This window comes from Pseudomonas sp. GL93 (genome assembly GCF_003408955.1).
Lineage (GTDB): Bacteria > Pseudomonadota > Gammaproteobacteria > Pseudomonadales > Pseudomonadaceae > Aquipseudomonas > Aquipseudomonas paracarnis.
The window spans coordinates 1-17012 of record NZ_NKRF01000107.1 but is presented as its reverse complement, the minus strand read 5'-3'; the positions used below and the strand labels follow the sequence as shown (position 1 = coordinate 17012).

12 protein-coding genes are annotated in these 17012 nt (G+C 59.3%); 6 read left to right on the top strand and 6 right to left on the bottom strand.

Going from position 1 to position 17012, the window contains the following annotated elements; all coding sequences use genetic code 11:
• Nucleotides 1-10 precede the first annotated feature (10 nt).
• The 3 genes from CER19_RS23830 to CER19_RS23820 all read left to right on the top strand — a co-directional run bounded on the left by CER19_RS23830 (nt 11) and on the right by CER19_RS23820 (nt 5972).
• Nucleotides 11-1255: a hypothetical protein gene (locus tag CER19_RS23830; protein WP_116668205.1), complete on the top strand. Its 1245-nt coding sequence runs from the start codon at nt 11-13 to the stop codon at nt 1253-1255.
• 178 nt (nt 1256-1433) lie between these two features.
• Nucleotides 1434-3434: a hypothetical protein gene (locus tag CER19_RS23825; RefSeq protein ID WP_116668204.1), complete on the top strand. Its 2001-nt coding sequence runs from the start codon at nt 1434-1436 to the stop codon at nt 3432-3434.
• A gap of 273 nt (nt 3435-3707) precedes the next feature.
• Complete coding sequence (locus tag CER19_RS23820) at nt 3708-5972, top strand: autotransporter outer membrane beta-barrel domain-containing protein (RefSeq protein WP_116668203.1); 2265 nt, start codon at nt 3708-3710, stop codon at nt 5970-5972.
• Between the two features lie 61 nt (nt 5973-6033).
• Here CER19_RS23820 and CER19_RS23815 read toward each other — a convergent pair whose 3' ends face one another.
• The 6 genes from CER19_RS23815 to CER19_RS23790 all read right to left on the bottom strand — a co-directional run bounded on the left by CER19_RS23815 (nt 6034) and on the right by CER19_RS23790 (nt 13385).
• Nucleotides 6034-6495 carry a hypothetical protein gene (locus tag CER19_RS23815; RefSeq protein WP_116668202.1) on the bottom strand — a complete coding sequence of 154 codons (462 nt, stop codon included), beginning with the start codon at nt 6493-6495 and terminating at the stop codon, nt 6034-6036.
• A gap of 251 nt (nt 6496-6746) precedes the next feature.
• Nucleotides 6747-7346 (bottom strand): LysE family translocator, encoded by a 600-nt coding sequence (locus CER19_RS23810; protein ID WP_116668201.1) that lies wholly within the window; start codon nt 7344-7346, stop codon nt 6747-6749.
• Nucleotides 7347-7400: 54 nt separating this feature from the next.
• Entirely contained in the window at nt 7401-8240 is an 840-nt protein-coding gene (locus CER19_RS23805) for an AraC family transcriptional regulator (RefSeq protein WP_116668200.1), read from the bottom strand.
• 72 nt (nt 8241-8312) lie between these two features.
• Nucleotides 8313-8954 carry a DUF1345 domain-containing protein gene (locus CER19_RS23800; RefSeq protein WP_116668199.1) on the bottom strand — a complete coding sequence of 214 codons (642 nt, stop codon included), beginning with the start codon at nt 8952-8954 and terminating at the stop codon, nt 8313-8315.
• A gap of 183 nt (nt 8955-9137) precedes the next feature.
• Complete coding sequence (locus tag CER19_RS23795) at nt 9138-12236, bottom strand: efflux RND transporter permease subunit (RefSeq protein ID WP_116668198.1); 3099 nt, start codon at nt 12234-12236, stop codon at nt 9138-9140.
• 6 nt (nt 12237-12242) lie between these two features.
• A complete protein-coding gene (locus CER19_RS23790) occupies nt 12243-13385 on the bottom strand; it encodes an efflux RND transporter periplasmic adaptor subunit (protein WP_116668197.1) in 1143 nt (380 codons plus the stop codon).
• 171 nt (nt 13386-13556) lie between these two features.
• On the opposite strand from CER19_RS23790, the gene CER19_RS23785 reads away from it, so the two are divergent.
• The 3 genes from CER19_RS23785 (at nt 13557) to CER19_RS23775 (ending at nt 16493) form a co-directional block, all read left to right on the top strand.
• Nucleotides 13557-14258 carry a response regulator transcription factor gene (locus CER19_RS23785; RefSeq protein ID WP_003190934.1) on the top strand — a complete coding sequence of 234 codons (702 nt, stop codon included), beginning with the start codon at nt 13557-13559 and terminating at the stop codon, nt 14256-14258.
• Between the two features lie 3 nt (nt 14259-14261).
• Nucleotides 14262-15563, top strand: coding sequence for an ATP-binding protein (locus CER19_RS23780; protein ID WP_116668196.1), 1302 nt, complete (start codon nt 14262-14264; stop codon nt 15561-15563).
• A gap of 144 nt (nt 15564-15707) precedes the next feature.
• Nucleotides 15708-16493, top strand: coding sequence for a sulfite exporter TauE/SafE family protein (locus tag CER19_RS23775; protein ID WP_116668195.1), 786 nt, complete (start codon nt 15708-15710; stop codon nt 16491-16493).
• Nucleotides 16494-17012: the final 519 nt, after the last annotated feature.

Below are 17012 nucleotides of genomic sequence, written 5' to 3'. Positions count from 1 at the left end.
GGAGGTTTAAATGACTACTTCCACCGCTGGCCAGAGTGCCAATGGGCCTACGGGCTCAGGAGGCATCCTTGTGCTTGAGGAGCCAACAGTCGTCGACGCATTGCCAGATGGATTATTACCCGCTCGATTCAATTTCACTGATCTACGCATCTTGCTTGAGACACCTTGGGCGGTTTTGCCCGGCCCCGGAAGGTTTCAGTACGTGATTTTCGAATGGCATGTCCGAGGTGCCAGGTCCGTTGATACCCCGCCCGTTGAGCTGCGTGGCCCACTGACGGATGCCGACTTCCCTCTGCCCATGACGATTCCTCAGGCTTTCCTGCTGAGCAGTGCCATCGTTGACCTGCGCTACCGGATTCATAACACCCGGCCAGATAGCCCGAGTGTCGATACCTCGTCGCCCGTGACGATTAGAATCGACCGCGACGCCCCAGGCGTGGGCAGTCTACTTGCGCCCGCCATTTTTCCGATCGATCCGATCACCCAACCCTATCTGGATGCTAACCCTTTGGTGCGCATGGAGGTCCCCGAGGGCTATCTGGGACGTGAAGTCGGGGACAAGGTGCTGATGTACTTTTCGGATATGAACATGCTGCCAACCGGCCTACCCACTCTGGTTTCGCCACCGCTGACCAGTGATAGCGGCCGCATTTTTGTGGACGTGCCCAATGACGTGTTCCGCGCCTACCCTGGCGCGCTATGGCTTTTCTGTTTTTATCGTTTGGAGGATCGCGCCGGTAATGTGAACCCGACCTTTTCATTGTTGGCGCGGGTCGGGTTGGCAACCGATCTTCCACCCATCCAGTTCACTCGGCCTGAATTTCCTCAGGCTTTGCTTCACCCAAACCGGTTTTTGACCTGCAGCACCCAACCGCCAATCTGGTACGGAGTCGAGGTGGCAATCCCGGCAGACCCGAACATCCAGCACGGGGATTTGATCACGCTGAGGTTCCAGGGGTATGGCCAATATCCGGACGTCGACCCAGATCCGAATGTTGTGGAAACCCTTGAGCATTACTGGGATGCAGTGGCGGATGCATCCGGCTACAACTTCTGGATTCGTGACGTCGAGCGCGTAATCCGGCCATTGAAAATAAATGCCGGTGGAGAAGCAAGCTACCTCGTTTCAAGAGCGGGCACGATTATTGGCCGTTCAGCTTCCAGGTTTGTGCAGTTCGATCGTGTGGTGCCTACATCGCCACCACCGCCCAACCCGGTTTACTGCTGGGAAGGCGGCAATGGTCCCGAGCCCTGAGCCAGGGTGTAAGTTTATTAGAGCATTTTGAACTGAATGTAGTTGGTCGAAGAATCATTCGGCTGAAGAGAGTGTGTCCCGGTTTCAGTCTCCTGGCCGTAACTCAAGTGACTGAACGAGCGTTTGCGGCCCGCCAGAGCGCGCGGTGCCTATTCTAAAGCAGCAAGGAGAGACTGAAATGAGTAGAAAACGTGGTTCGACTACGACACCCGCGCCTTTGGTTCTCAATGCACCCACGATTGACGAGGCGTTGGATGATGCCACTGGCCTTATCCCGGCGGTCGTCGCCCCTGTTGGCATTAACGTTCAGTTACGGACCGGGACAGCATCAAGGGGCACGGACTGGATGGGCATTGAAATCCGGGATATCACTGTGAGCCCGCCTACCTGGACCACCTTGGTGGCGCCTTATCAAATCAACCTGACGCCCGTTCCTCCGATAATCAGCAGGTTTATTCCCGCTCCGGTACCTGAGTATCGACATGGCTACTACGAGCTCAGAAATACTCAATACCGTAATCAGGCCGGCATACCAGGCCCCTCCCTTGACTCCTCCAACCCGGGTGCTTTTCGGGTTGATACCATTGCACCCTATGCCGTAGCGACTTCACGCGAGCAGCCGGTTGTTCCAGTCTTCGCAAATGTGCCGCCGGGCACGGTCATTAACGATGCCTTCCTGATCGATCAAGGGGGCCTGGAGATTGAGATCCCCTCGAATGACTTTGGTCCACAGACTGGGCGATTCGAAGCGGGGGATATGATTAACGTGTACTTCAGCCCGGTGATGGACCCGCGCCCCGAATATCTGGTGAGTGGCTCAGGTGTGCCTATGTTGCCATCCCCTGATGTAAGCACTTTTTTCCTGGCCAGGGACCAGATTGTCCTGAGCGGGCAATATTATATTTTCTACACCATCACTGACCGGGCAGGTAACGTCAGCCGTCCCTCGTTCAATGATTTTCGAACAGTCTCCTTGTTGGACGATCCGCGGCCCTTGGCGCCGTTCCTGCCCTTGGCGCCGGCACCAAGTGCCGGCAGCACGGATGATCTTCTCGATATTCAGGATTATCGGCAGGGGATTGAAGCCCACGTTGAAGATTATCCTGACCACGCCACTGGCCTGGACAAGTTCGAGATGCAGTGGGAAGCACAGCCGTTTGGGCCGCAAACCGCTGAGCTGGTTGATTTTCCGGTGGTCTTCAGCAATATGAATGATGCGATCAAAGCCGCGTACACCGCGACGCTGGGGCCGCAGACGGTGACCCTGCGCTACCGTATCGACCGAAATGGCGTGTTTTTCCTTTCTCCTGATAAAACGGTACGTCTTGACCTGTCAGTGGAGGGGCCTGTGCTTCCAGGCACTCTTGAGCCCGGAGATGTAAACCCAGCGTTGAACCTGGCGCAGGTGTTTGGCGGGGGGCCCACCCCAGAGTTGAACACCCTGCGCATTGGCGACGCGGATCAACCTGTCACTATTGTGATCCCACTCTGGAGCATTGCAGCGCTGCCCCATGCGAATAACGAGTTTGTCCTGTTGTGGGGGGCTACGAAAGAGCGAGTAGGGCCCTTCCCCCTCAGCACGACAGTGCCCGGAGCTGACGCGACGTTCACCATTCCCTGGGAGGTTGTTGCCCGTCACGGCAATGGAGTGCAGCCCGTCAGTTATGTGGTCATTGGCCCCGGCACCACGAATGAAAATCCGTCGGGCGTTACCATGGTCGATGTGATTGATGCAGTGACGATCATACTGCCGCCTGCTGAGTTCTTACACCTTGACGCCAACGGCGAGTGGAGTTGCCAATCCTTGCGAACTCGCGCGCCCGGAGCACCACCGACGCTTTATGCCGAGCTCTTCATTCCAGGCGATCCGAGGTTGGAGATAGGCAATAGCGTGACGGTAACCGTTACGATCTCCAGTGAAGCCTTTGGCTTTCCACCGGGTCCATTCACGCAGACCTTTACCCACCCATCGTTGAGCCAAGGGGATAAGGACAATGGATTTGTCGTTGAAATCCCTTATCGTCCATTCCTGACCCAGTCAGTGCTTGGGCCTTGCGAGGTGACCTACTCGACGATTGTCAACACCGGGGCAACCGGTAACGGTGAATTGGTTGATGTGTACACTGTATTTTCCAACCCTGAGACATACTGTGATGGGGTAACTATCGTAAGACCTTGAACTCAATGATAAGCGCTAAATACAAAAGGGAAGCACGGCTTCCCTTTTGTGTGTCTGACAGTTACGTATTGCTCCTTGTAGGAAAGACCTTCAGCTTTTTTATTAAGTATGTTTTTCCATCACTCTAAAATATCAACCGCTACATCCATCTAAGATAAATCCTACAGCCATGGGTATGTTCGCTGCGTAACCTCTGCGCCGCACCGGTAAGGCTTCATTCCGAGGGAACGAGCCAAACCGTTTCGAAGGCTCTAACCCAGAGGATGAACTCACATGCGATTGTTAACTGAATTCGAGCTCAAACCTTTGAGCAAGATGATGAAAGTTCCTACTATTACGTTTTTTATGTTTGCGGCTGTGCATTCCACCGCCCAGGCAGGCCACCTGATTGGTGAGTCAAAAACCATTGAAAGCAACGAACTCAATAATGACTGGCAGTTGGATTTCAGGTCCGAACTGACCGTCAATGGTGCTCGGGCCCAACATATCCTGGTCAACGATTCGGCACTGATTGTCAATGCGGGCAGCCGCATCAATGACATCCGAGCCACCCAAGGCTCTTTAGTGAGCCTCGACGGCGCCACCGTTGATTCAAGCCACGCAGTGTTTGGTGCGGTGCGTCTGGATGACAGCGATGCGCTTATTAACGGCAGCAACATCACCAGCCATACCACCATGGGTCTGCAAGCGTTCCAGAGTCACGACTCTGACAAGGGTGGGGTAGCCGAAGTATTCAATAGCACCATCCGTGGTCACATCGGTGGCGCAGTGGCGACTGGCAACAGTGAGCTGCACTTTAACGACCACACGTTGGTCGAAGGTACCGGCGTCGATAGTTTTGGCGTGTTGCTCGATGGTGCAACGGCAACTGCCAGCCAAAGCAGGATTATCGGTGGCAAGAACGGCGTGGTGTTCACCAATGACCTCAACAGCGCGAATACGGGCAAGTTGGTATTGGATAACTCCAGCGTCGAAGGTCGCAGCGGTGCCGCCATTGCCGTCAATGGTTTTCCCGGCGAGGCCATGGCCGTTGAGATCGATATACGCAACGGCTCGACCTTGGTCGGCGGTAACGGTTCATTGCTGGAAGTCAACGGCGGCGCCGTGGCGAGCATGAATGTCGATAACAGCGACCTACGTGGCAACGTTATCGTCGAGGACGGCAGCACGGCGCATTTGAGCTTGCAAAACCGTGCCGGGCTGACGGGGCAACTGCAGAATGTCACAAGCCTTGCCATCGGCGATCAGTCTTATTGGGCGTTGACTGGTAATAGCCAAGTGGGCGCCTTGAGCCTCGCCGGCGGTACAGTGAAGTTCGGCGATACCGATGCGTTCTACCAGTTGGACGTAGACAGCCTTGAGGGTACTGGCACCTTCGTCATGGGGACCGATTTCGCCCGTGGCATTACGGACTTCTTGAACGTTGAGGGCGAGGCCAAAGGCGACCACAAGCTGTTGCTCGCAGCCAGCGGTGCGGAACCGACCAACCCGCAAGATATCCGCGTCGTTCACACCGGCGGCGGTGATGCGCAGTTTTCGCTGGTGGGCGATGTAGTCGATGTCGGCGCTTATTCCTATGGCCTGAAAAAGGAAGGTACCGATTGGTTCCTCGACCCGAACAACCGTGTGATCAGCCCCGGCACCCGCTCGGTATTGGCGCTGTTCAACACCGCACCGACCGTGTGGTACGGCGAGGCGACTTCCCTGCGTTCGCGTATGGGCGAGCTGCGTTTCGAGCCTGGACAGGCTGGCGTGTGGATACGCGGTTATGGCAACAAGTACGAAGTGTCCGACAGCACCGGGATTGGCTACAGCCAGAACCAGCGGGGCTTTACCCTCGGTGCAGATACACCCTTGGCCGACAGCCAGTGGCTGGTGGGCGTAATGGCCGGTCACAGCACCTCTGACCTGAACCTCAAGCGCGGTACCTCGGGGAACGTGAAGAGTTACTACCTGGGTGCGTATGCGACCTGGCTGGACGAGGAGAGCGGCCTGTATTTCGATGCGGTGGCCAAGGTTAACCGCTTCCAGAATGAGTCCAAGGTGGGCCTGAGTGACGGCACCTCATCCAAGGGCAAGTACAACAATACCGGTGGCGGCCTGTCGGCTGAGTTCGGTCGTAACATCAAGCTGGACGACGGGTTCTTTATCGAGCCTTACGCGCAAATGTCTACGGTGGTGATCCAGGGCGCCAATTACAGCCTGGATAATGGCTTGGAGGCCAAGGGTGAGCGTACGCGCTCGATCATGGCCAAGGCCGGCGCGACCGTCGGGCGGGATATCCAGCTCGACTCCGGCAGTGTTGTGCAGCCTTACCTGCGCGCAGCGATGGTGCATGAGTTTGCCAACAACAATAAGGTCTCGGTGAACAACAATGTGTTCAACAACGACCTTTCCGGCTCTCGCGCCGAATTCGGGGCGGGTATGGCGGTGAAGCTCTCGCAGAACCTGCAGCTGCATGCCGACCTTGAGCACAGCAGCGGCGGCCGGGTTGAACAGCCTTGGGGCGCTAACGTAGGGGTGCGTTACACCTGGTAAAGACGTAACACACAACAACGCCCGTATCGAAAGATGCGGGCGCTTTTTTTTGCGAATAACATCAACTGGTCAGGTCGAAGTTGACGTCCAGGACGTGCGCATGCCCGTTAATATCATGATCGGTTGTAGCATGCAGCGTACCTTTGATTTTAATGACGCCGGCCGCGAGTCCCCGAATGATCAAAGTGCCCTCAATGGCGCTCACTGTATAATGCTCCTGGGGTAACTTTACTGAATACCAGACCTTAACATTCGTGAACTCTTGTTTTTCCAGGTCGATCTCCTGGCCTACCCGAACGTTGTCGGGTATCTGAATGAATATTTCTTTTATGGTCACTGAGTTATCGGCGTGTCGGCCATTGATTCTATAGACAGCTTGTTCGAAGTCGTGCACCACGGTGGTGGTTTGAAATTCGACGGGGGATAAATCGACCTTCGCCTCGAAGAGGCCAGTCGCAACAATTCGTTTGGGACGTAATGCCTTTTGTTGCGCCAAGGTTAACGGTTGCGCTAGTACGGTCATGATCGCTTCTCCATCGCTGATGATTGTGCGAGTAACAGAGGTAGATGGGGCTCTGCCAGGTTCATGTAACAGCAGTGCATCGACGCCGTAAACTGTCAAAACTAACAGTATACAAATCTTGCTGCGTGTGGCTCTCTGGCGCCCGGCTTGCTTGGGCGTACGATGTATTAGATGCTTCTTGACGGGCGTGTCTACTGTTAAGAATGACAGTCTGGACATTTAACTCTGTTTAGATCCCCTACCGAAGAATCTCACATGATCGTACTTATCCAGGTTGAACTCATGAGCAACAACGCCATGCATTGATTGAAACGTCGCTGCGCATGGGGGGACGCCAGCCATCGATTGGAGCCTGCCCCCAAGACTGCCCAGGCGCTGAGGCAAGGCAGCGATATCAAAAAAAATATCAGTGACAAAGACATTACCCGTTTTTGCTGCTCTGCACCGTTGCCGGCAAATACGCTGACCACAGCGAGTGCCATCATCCAGGTCTTGGGGTTTATCAGTTGCAAGCACGCTGAGCCGAACAGGCCGAGTCGCCTGCGCGCAGATTGCTCCCCTATGACATGCGGCGGTGCGCTGAAGATCTGCCAGGCCAGGTAACTTAGCCAGGCCATGCCGACCCACTGCATCGCCGTTTGCACTCTGGGCATTTGTGCCAGCGACTGGCCCACACCGGAACCCACCAGCAGCACAATCCCCGACGCCCCCACACCAGCCCCCAGAATAATGGGCAATGCAGCCTTGAAGCCGTAACGGGCGCTGTTGCTCAGCACCAGGATATTGGTCGGGCCGGGGGTGATGGAGGCGACAAAGGCGAACAGCATGAAAGGCACGAACGTGGACAGCATGACGGGGGACTCCGGCGGGCTCATTTAGAGCGCCCATCTTCACAAGCCCGGGCGTTACCGGTCTGGAAGATTTGTGCAGCATTTGCGGTACGCGGCCGGTGTCAGCCCATAAGCCCGCATGAACCAGCGGCCCAAATGACTTTGGTCAGCGAACCCCAGGGCCATCGCCACGTCTGCCGGTTGATCGCCCTTGGCCAATAGATACCGCGCACGGGCCAGGCGCAGTTGCACCAGATACGCGTGGGGCGGCAGGCCGAAGGCACTCTTGAAGGCGCGGCTCAGGCGAAAGCGGTCGACACCGCAGGCCAGGGCCAGTTCATCCATGCCGACGTCCTGATGCAGATGGGCGTGCAGGTATTCCCGGGCCTTGTGCGCCACCTGCGGCAAACGTGGGTCATCCCGGTAGCGCATGCGCCAATAGAGCTGGCCGGTGAGGCGTTCCAGCAAGTAGTCCAGCGCGCTCTGTCGCACGATCCGCAGTTCGCCGTGGTGCAAACTCTCAAACGCCTGACTGGTGGCCAGGGCCAGGCGCGGTTCGCTGGCCAAGGTGCGGGCGAAACTCAGCTGATGATGGGCGGGTGCTTCCTCGAAGACACTGGCGATCTCCCGTTCCAGCCACTGCGGGTCAAGGTAGAGCATGCGGTAAGTGAAACCGTCGACCGTCGGGGCATTGCCGTCGTGGAGCTCCCCTGGCTCCAGCAGGAATACCTGCCCCGGCACGCTGTCATGGCGCATGCGCCGGCAGTTGAATTGCTGCACGCCTTGTTCGGTGACGCCCACCAGGTAGCTGTCGTGCCAATGGGGGTCATACGCATGGCCTTCGAAATGCGCGCGCAGGGTCTCGATACCGGTGTCGGCGTCCTGGGACAAGTCGATCCAATTGTGCGCAGGCATACAACACCGAGGCGGAAAGTGAAGGGCTATTAGCGGCGACACCGGGGTGGGCGTCTAGAAGGTTTGTGCAGTCTAGCCAAACAACCCGGCGGCGATGTTGATCGAAAAGCCCAGAATAGCGGTGTTGAACAAAAAACCGATCAACGACTGCCCCAGCACCACCTTGCGCAGGCCACGGGTGGCGACGCCCACATCCGAGGTTTGTACCGCTACGCCGATGGTGAAGGAAAAGTACAGGAAGTCCCAATAGTTGGGCGTGAGCAAGCCTTCGGCAAAACGTAGGGCGGGTTCCTTGCCTGGCCAGGTGTAATAAAGCCTGGCGTAGTGCACGCTGAAAATCACCCCGATCAATAGCCACGAGCCGATTACCGTCAGCCCGGTAAAACCGTAGTGCAGCAGGCGCTCGGAGGTGGCCAGGTCCTTGCTGCCCACCAGTTCGTAGGTGATGGTCGCCAGGCTGGCGATGGCGGCAATGCACACCATGAACAGCACCAGGCCGGCGTTCTCGTCTTCGATTTCGGCGATGCGCTTGACGTCTTCGGCCTTGGCGCGAATGGTCAACCACAGCATCAGTATCAGGTAGGTCCAGACCCCGGCGTTCCAGCCGATCAGGATTTTGCTGGCAAGGGTGTCGGCCGGCACCAGGAGGCCGACGGCAAGGCCCAATACGGCGGCGGATGAGAGGCGAGGGTGGGTGCGGGCGAGGAAGGGCATGGCGGCTCACAGATAACTATGTGTGAGCACCATAGCTTATTCGGGTGTACCTGATCATGAATGCAATCAATAACCCTGTGGGAGCTGGCTTGCCTGCGATAGCGTTGGTTCAGGCAACACTTATGTCGCCTGTGCCGCCTTCATCGCAGGCAAGCCAGCTCCCATATTTGGCAGCGGCGTTGATCAGTTTGGTTTATGGCGCTTGCGCACCAGCTTCATCACCACCACGAAGAACACCGGCACAAACACCACCGCCAATGTCGCCGTGATCATCCCGCCAATCACACCGGTACCAATTGCCTGCTGGCTGGCCGAACTGGCCCCGGTGGCAATTGCCAGTGGCACTACGCCGAGGATAAACGCCAGGGACGTCATGATGATCGGCCGCAATCGCAACCGCGCCGCCTTCAAGGTGGCGTCGATCAAGTCCTCGCCCTGGTCATACAGGTCCTTGGCGAACTCGATGATCAGGATCGCGTTCTTCGCCGACAGGCCGATGATGGTGATCAAGCCGACCTTGAAGAACACGTCGTTGGGCATCCCGCGTAGCGACACGGCCAACACCGCGCCCAGCACCCCAAGCGGCACCACCAGCAACACCGAGGTAGGGATCGACCAGCTTTCATACAGTGCGGCCAGGCACAGGAACACGATCAGCAACGACAGGCCCAACAGCAACGGTGCCTGGGAGCCGGACAAGCGCTCTTGCAACGACAAGCCCGTCCATTCCTGGCCCAGCCCCGCAGGCAACTGGCTGACCAGGCGCTGGATTTCGTTCATGGCCTCGCCGGTGCTGTGCCCCGGCGCGGCTTCGCCGCTGATGGCGATGGCCGGGTAACCGTTGTAACGGGTCAACTGCGTTGGGCCCTGGGTCCACTTGGCTTCGACAAAGGCTGACAGCGGCACCATCTTCCCGGCGTTGTTGCGCACGTGGATTTTCATCAGGTCGGCCACCTGGCTGCGCTGGTCGCCTTCGGCCTGCACCACCACGCGCTGCATACGGCCTTGGTTGGGGAAGTCGTTGATATACGCCGAGCCGATCGCCGACGACAGCACGTTGCCCACATCGGCAAACGACACACCCAGGGCGTTGGCCTGCTTGCGGTCCACTTCCAGCTGCACTTGCGGGGCTTCGGCCAGGGCGCTTTCGCGCACGTTAGCCAGGATCGGGCTTTTCGCTGCAGCGTCCAGCAATTCGGTACGCGCGGCCATCAAACCTGCATGGCCGACGCCACCACGGTCCTGCAAGCGGAACTCAAAACCACTGGATGTGCCCAGGCCATCTACTGGTGGCGGCAGAACCGCGTAGGCGATCGCGTCCTTGAGTTCGCTGAAGGCCATGTTGGCGCGATCGGCAATCGAGGAAGCGGAGTCATCGCTGCCACGTTCCGACCAGTCCTTGAGCGTGGTAAACGCCAGGGCCGCGTTCTGCCCGGAACCGGAAAAGCTGAAACCCATGATCATGGTGGTATCACCCACCCCAGGTTCCTCGGCGTTGTGCGCCTCGATCTGTTCGGCCACCTGCACCGTACGGTTCTTGCTGGCGCCCGGTGGCAACTGGATATCAGTGATGGTGTAGCCCTGGTCTTCCACCGGCAGGAACGAGGAGGGCAGGCGGCTGAACAACAGCCCCATGCCCACCAGCAAGACCAGGTAGATCAGCAGGTAGCGACCGCTGCGCTTGAGGGCATAGGCCACCCACCCTTCGTAGCGATTAGTGAGTTGTTCAAAGCGTTGGTTGAACCAGCCGAAGAAACCACCCTTGGCATGGTGTTCGCCCTTGGCAATCGGCTTGAGCAACGTGGCGCACAGTGCCGGGGTCAAGGTCAGGGCCAGGAACGCCGAGAACAGGATCGAGGTGGCCATCGACAGCGAGAACTGCTGGTAGATCACGCCCACCGAACCCGGCATGAAGGCCATCGGCAGGAACACCGCCACCAGCACCAGGGTGATACCGATGATGGCTCCGGTGATCTGGCCCATGGCTTTCTTCGTCGCCTCCTTGGGCGACAAGCCCTCGGTGGCCATGATGCGCTCGACGTTTTCCACCACCACGATGGCATCGTCCACCAGGATACCGATGGCCAATACCATGCCGAACATCGTCAATACGTTGATCGAGAAGCCCAGCAGCAACATGGTGGCGAAGGTGCCCATCAGCGCGATCGGCACCACGAGCGTGGGAATCAAGGTGTAGCGCACGTTCTGCAGGAACAGGAACATCACCGCGAACACCAGCGCCATCGCCTCCAGCAAGGTGTAGACCACCTTGGTGATCGAGACTTTGACAAAGGGCGAGGTGTCGTAGGGAATCTTGTATTCCACATTCGCAGGGAAGTAGCGCGACAACTCGTCCATTTTCGCCCGCACCAGCGTTGCGGTACTCAAGGCATTAGCGCCGGGCGACAGTTGCACGCTGACGGCAGTAGACGGCTTGCCGTTCAGGCGCGTGGAGAACTGGTATTCCTGGCTGCCGACTTCCACCCGTGCCACGTCGCCGATGCGCACGGTGGAGCCGTCGGGGTTGGCCTTGAGCACGATGTCGGCGAACTCCGCCGGGGTCGAAAGTTGTCCCTTGACCAGCACTGCCGCGGTGATCTCCTGGGTGTGGGTGCCCGGCAAGTCACCGATGCTGCCCGCTGAGACCTGGGCGTTCTGGGCGCTGATCGCGGCGTTGACGTCGGCCGGCGTGAGGTTGAAACCGATCAGTTTCTGCGGGTCGATCCAGATACGCATGGCGCGTTCGGCGCCATACAACTGGGCCTTGCCGACCCCGTCCAGGCGCTTGAGCTCGTTCATCACGTTGCGCGCCAGGTAATCACTGAGCGCCACGTCGTCGAGCTTGCCGTCGTTGGAGGTCAATGTGACCAGCAGCAGGAAGCCGGCGGAGACTTTTTCCACCTGCAAGCCTTGCTGAGTCACGGCCTGCGGCAGGCGCGGCTCGACGACCTTGAGGCGGTTCTGCACATCCACCTGGGCCATTTCCGGGTCGGTGCCCGGCTGGAACGTGGCGGTAATGGTCGCCGAGCCCAGGCTGCTCTGGGATTCGAAATACAGCAGGTGATCGGCGCCGTTGAGCTCCTGCTCGATCAGGCTGACCACGCTCTCATCCAGGGTCTGGGCCGAGGCGCCGGGGTACACCGCGTAGATTTCCACCTTGGGTGGCGCGACGTTGGGGTACTGCGCCACCGGCAATTGCGGGATCGCCAGGAAGCCCGCCAGCAGGATAAACAGGGCCACCACCCAGGCGAAGATCGGGCGGTCAATAAAGAACTGCGGCATGACGGGTTATTCCTTTACGAGCGGGCTGTCGTCCACTTCAACTTTTTCACCGGGGCGTGCGTGTTGCACGCCCTCGACGATGATGCGGTCACCGGGCTTGAGGCCACTGGTGACGATCCAGCGGTTGTCGATCACCGCACCCAACTCCACCGGCTGCTGGCTGACGGTCTGCTCGGCGTCCAGCAACAACACCATCGGGATACCGGCGCTGTCACGGGTGATGGCGCGTTGCGGCACGCTGAGGCCTTGTTTGTCCACGGCCTGTTCCACGCGCACCCGCACAAAGCTGCCGGGCAACAGGTCGAGGTCCGGGTTGGGGAACTCGCTGCGCAGGATGATCTGCCCGGTGCCGGGATCGACGCTGATTTCGGCGAAGAGCAATTTACCCGGCAACGGGTACAGGCTGCCGTCGTCCTGGATCAAGGTAGCCTTGGCCTGGTCCTGGCCGACCTGCTTCAAGCTGCCGGCACGAAAGGCGCGGCGCAGGTCGTTCAGCTCACGGGTGGACTGGGTGAGGTCGGCGTGGATTGGGTCCAGTTGCTGGATAATCGCCAGCGGCGTGGCTTCGTTCTGGCCGACCAGCGCGCCTTCGGTCACCAGGGCGCGGCCGATGCGCCCGGAAATCGGTGCGGTCACGGTGGCATAGCCCAGGTTCAGCCTGGCACGCTCGACGGCGGCCTTGTTGGCGGCCACTTCGGCGTTGGTCTGGCGCAGGGCGGCGCGGGCGTTGTCGTACTCCTGGCCGCTGATGGCGTTGCCTTCGACCAATTGGCTGTAGCGCTGTTCTTGCAGGCGCGCCTGGAATGCATTGGCCTCGGCCTTGCTCAGGTTGGCCTGGGCACTGTCCAGGTCGGCCTTGAACGGCGCCGGGTCAATACGGAACAACACGTCGCCTTGCTTGACGTCGTGGCCTTCGTTGAACACCCGCTGCATGACCACCCCGGCGACCCGGGCGCGTACTTCGGCGATACGCGGTGCGGCGATGCGCCCGCTCAGTTCGCTGGTAATAGAGAGGGGCTTGGCCTGCAGGGTTTCGATCCGCACTTTGGCCAGGGGCATTTGTGGCGCCTCGTCTGCCGACTGACCACACGCGCTCAGCGCCAGTGTGAGGGCCAACAGGCAAAACGGCGCAAATAGATTCTTCGACATGCTCTTATCCCAATATTGACTGGCGCATCCTAGGGGCACCTGCGCCGTGGTGCTGTGAAGCTGTGTAGCGGGTCTGTGAAGAAGTGTAAGGTACGGCGCACGTGGCGTCGGGGGCGTATATCCTTGCACAATCCTGCAACACACCAACAAACAGCATTATTTGGAAACACCATGCCCAACATCCTCCTGGTGGAAGACGACGCCGCACTCTCCGAGCTGATTGCCAGCTACCTGGAACGCAATGGCTACCACGTCAGCGTGCTCAGCCGTGGCGATCATGTACGCGAACGTGCACGTCTCAACCCGCCGGACCTGGTGATCCTCGACCTGATGCTGCCGGGCCTCGACGGCCTGCAGGTGTGCCGCTTGCTGCGCGCCGATTCGGCGGGCCTGCCGATCCTGATGCTGACCGCCCGCGATGACAGCCACGATCAGGTGCTGGGCCTGGAAATGGGTGCCGACGACTACGTGACCAAACCCTGCGAGCCGCGCGTATTGCTGGCCCGGGTGCGCACGCTGCTACGTCGCAGCAGCCTGTCCGAACCCCAGGTGGCCAGCGACCAGATCGTCATGGGCAACCTGTGCATCGACTTGTCCGAGCGCACCGTGACCTGGCGCGAACAGGCGGTGGAGCTGTCCAGCGGGGAATACAACTTGCTGGTGGTGCTGGCCCGGCATGCCGGCGAAGTGCTCAGCCGCGATCAGATCCTGCAACGCCTGCGCGGTATCGAATTCAACGGTACCGACCGTTCGGTGGACGTGGCCATCTCTAAGCTGCGGCGCAAGTTCGACGACCATGCGGGCGAGGCGCGCAAGATCAAGACGGTGTGGGGCAAGGGGTATCTGTTCAGCCGTTCCGAGTGGGAATGCTGAACCATGTTTCGCGTACTGCTGCGCCTCTACCTGATCACCATCGTCACCTACAGTGCGGCGATTTACCTGATTCCCAAGCTGGTGATCCAGCTGTTCGAACACCGCTACCTGGACTACAACATCGAACAGTCCCGTGGCCTGCAAAAGCTCATGGTCAAACAGTACCAGCGGGCACCGGTGGAGCGTTGGTCCCAGGTCACCGACCAATTGAGCCGCGATTTTGCACCGTTGAGGGTGCAACTGTTACTGCGCCAGGACGCCCGCTATACCCCTGAGGAAGAACAGTTACTGGAGCAAGGCAAACCTGTGATCCGCCTGGGCGAGTGGGGCTGGATGGAGGAAATCAGTTCGCCGATCAACCAGCAGTTCGCGGTCAAGCTGACCGTGCCGCCAGACCCGTTGGACATGAACCTGCTGTACTGGTCGATGAACGTGCTGGTCGGCGCCGCCTTGCTGGCGTGCCTGCTGGTGTGGCTGCGGCCGCACTGGCGTGACCTGGAGCGTTTGAAAAGTACCGCCGCGTTATTGGGCAAGGGCCATCTGGAGGCGCGCACGGGGCTTGCACCCAGCTCCAGCATCGGCGGCCTGGCGGCGGTGTTCGACACTATGGCCGACGATATCGAGCATCTCTTGAACCAGCAGCGCGACTTGCTCAATGCGGTCTCCCATGAGCTGCGCACGCCGCTCACCCGTCTGGATTTCGGGCTGGCCCTGGCGCTTTCCGAAGACTTGCCCCCGGCCAGCCGCGAGCGCCTGCAAAGCCTGGTGGCGCATATTCGTGAGTTGGATGAATTGGTGCTGGAATTGCTGTCTTACAGCCGCCTGCAAAACCCGGCGCAATCGCCCGAGCGGGTAGAGGTGGCGCTCGACGAGTTTATCGACAGCGTGTTGGGCAGCGTCGACGATGAGCTGGAAAACCCCGAGATCGTCATCGATGTGGCGCTTGATTGTGCTGTTGAGCGCTTCAGCCTCGACCCGCGTCTGACTGCCCGAGCCTTGCAGAACCTGCTGCGCAATGCGACGCGCTACTGCGACAGGCGCATCCAGGTGGGCGTGCGCGTACGCCCCAAAGGCTGTGAAATCTGGGTAGACGACGATGGCATCGGCATACCGGCGGACCAGCGCGAGCGCATCTTCGAGCCGTTCTACCGCCTGGACCGTAGCCGCGACCGCGCAACCGGTGGCTTTGGCCTGGGCCTGGCGATCAGCCGGCGCGCCCTGGAGGCCCAGGGCGGCACCTTGACGGCCTTGGCGTCTCCCTTGGGCGGGGCGCGGTTTCGTGTGTGGCTGCCTAACGTCGCTTGATCAAAGCACCCTTTTGGATGCACCCCTTTGCAAAAAGAGTGAAGTTTTCCAAAAAAGCATAAACTCAGATCGCATCGGTATAAGTGGTTATAAGAAAAATCGCTATCCTGCGGCCAGAAATTTATAAGGCCTTGGGTAGCTGGAATGGATGTAGGTAATATTGGTTTCGTGGTTGCCGGCCTGATCGTGGGTTTTATCGTGGGCATGACGGGGGTGGGCGGCGGTTCGCTGATGACCCCGATCCTGCTGTGGTTTGGCATCAACCCAGCCACTGCGGTGGGCACCGACCTGCTGTACGCTGCCATTACCAAGTCCGGTGGCGTGCTGGTGCACAGCAAGAACAAGAACATCGACTGGACCATCACCGGCTGGCTCACCCTGGGCAGCGTGCCGGCGGTGTTGCTGACGTTATGGTTCCTGGCGAGCCTGCACACCGACCCCAGCGCGATGAACGCGGTGATCAAGCAGGCCCTTGGCGTGGTATTGCTGCTGACGGCCCTGGCGATCCTGTTTAAGAAAAGCCTGTTGGCCTTTGCCCAGCGTCATGCTGGCGACTCCTATCATCTGCGCCCGCGTAACCTCAACGCGCTGACGGTGGTGACCGGGGCGATCCTTGGCACCATGGTGGCCCTGACCTCGATCGGCGCTGGCGCCCTTGGCACGGTGGCGCTGTTTATCCTGTACCCGTTCCTGGCTACGCGGCGCCTGGTTGGCACCGAGATCGCCCATGCCGTGCCCCTGACATTGGTGGCGGGCCTGGGCCATGCCAGCATGGGGAATATGGACTGGCATTTGCTGGGCTTTTTGCTGATGGGGTCGTTGCCGGGGATCTACGTGGGCAGCCATATGACCGGCAAGATTCCCGACGGGGTACTGCGGCCGTGCCTGGCGGTGATGTTGATGATGGTGGGGTACAAGTTGGCGTTCTGAGTGAGTGGCCTGACACCCCGCGATCCAACTGTGGGAGCTGGCTTGCCTGCGAAGGCGGCCTGCCAGCCAACGCCTATCTGCCTGACACCCCGCGATCCAACTGTGGGAGCTGGCTTGCCTGCGAAGGCGGCCTGCCAGCCGACGCCTATCTGCCTGACACCCCGCGATCCAACTGTGGGAGCTGGCTTGCCTGCGAAGGCGGCCTGCCAGCCGACGCCTATCTGCCTGACACCCCGCGATCCAACTGTGGGAGCTGGCTTGCCTGCGAAGACGGCCTGCCAGCCGACGCCTATCTGCCTGACACCCCGCGATCCAACTGTGGGAGCTGGCTTGCCTACGAAGACGGCCTGACAGTCAACACAGTTGGACTGTGTACATATCCATTCCTTCGGTAACGGCCGCTTAGGGTTCCGCCCAACGTGAACTGCCCCCCGAATGTTGGACACCTGACCCCCTCGGGAGGGTGTTCCATGACGAAATACAACCTAGCACTCAAGCAATCACTGATTGAAGAGTGTC

What these genes read in the sequence shown, in the direction of transcription:
- CER19_RS23830 (WP_116668205.1), top strand. Translation starts at nt 11, where the DNA reads ATGACTACTTCCACCGCTGGCCAGAGTGCCAATGGGCCTACGGGCTCA.
- CER19_RS23825 (WP_116668204.1), top strand. Translation starts at nt 1,434, where the DNA reads ATGAGTAGAAAACGTGGTTCGACTACGACACCCGCGCCTTTGGTTCTC.
- CER19_RS23820 (WP_116668203.1), top strand. Translation starts at nt 3,708, where the DNA reads ATGCGATTGTTAACTGAATTCGAGCTCAAACCTTTGAGCAAGATGATG.
- CER19_RS23815 (WP_116668202.1), bottom strand. Translation starts at nt 6,495, where the DNA reads ATGACCGTACTAGCGCAACCGTTAACCTTGGCGCAACAAAAGGCATTA.
- CER19_RS23810 (WP_116668201.1), bottom strand. Translation starts at nt 7,346, where the DNA reads ATGCTGTCCACGTTCGTGCCTTTCATGCTGTTCGCCTTTGTCGCCTCC.
- CER19_RS23805 (WP_116668200.1), bottom strand. Translation starts at nt 8,240, where the DNA reads ATGCCTGCGCACAATTGGATCGACTTGTCCCAGGACGCCGACACCGGT.
- CER19_RS23800 (WP_116668199.1), bottom strand. Translation starts at nt 8,954, where the DNA reads ATGCCCTTCCTCGCCCGCACCCACCCTCGCCTCTCATCCGCCGCCGTA.
- CER19_RS23795 (WP_116668198.1), bottom strand. Translation starts at nt 12,236, where the DNA reads ATGCCGCAGTTCTTTATTGACCGCCCGATCTTCGCCTGGGTGGTGGCC.
- CER19_RS23790 (WP_116668197.1), bottom strand. Translation starts at nt 13,385, where the DNA reads ATGTCGAAGAATCTATTTGCGCCGTTTTGCCTGTTGGCCCTCACACTG.
- CER19_RS23785 (WP_003190934.1), top strand. Translation starts at nt 13,557, where the DNA reads ATGCCCAACATCCTCCTGGTGGAAGACGACGCCGCACTCTCCGAGCTG.
- CER19_RS23780 (WP_116668196.1), top strand. Translation starts at nt 14,262, where the DNA reads ATGTTTCGCGTACTGCTGCGCCTCTACCTGATCACCATCGTCACCTAC.
- CER19_RS23775 (WP_116668195.1), top strand. Translation starts at nt 15,708, where the DNA reads ATGGATGTAGGTAATATTGGTTTCGTGGTTGCCGGCCTGATCGTGGGT.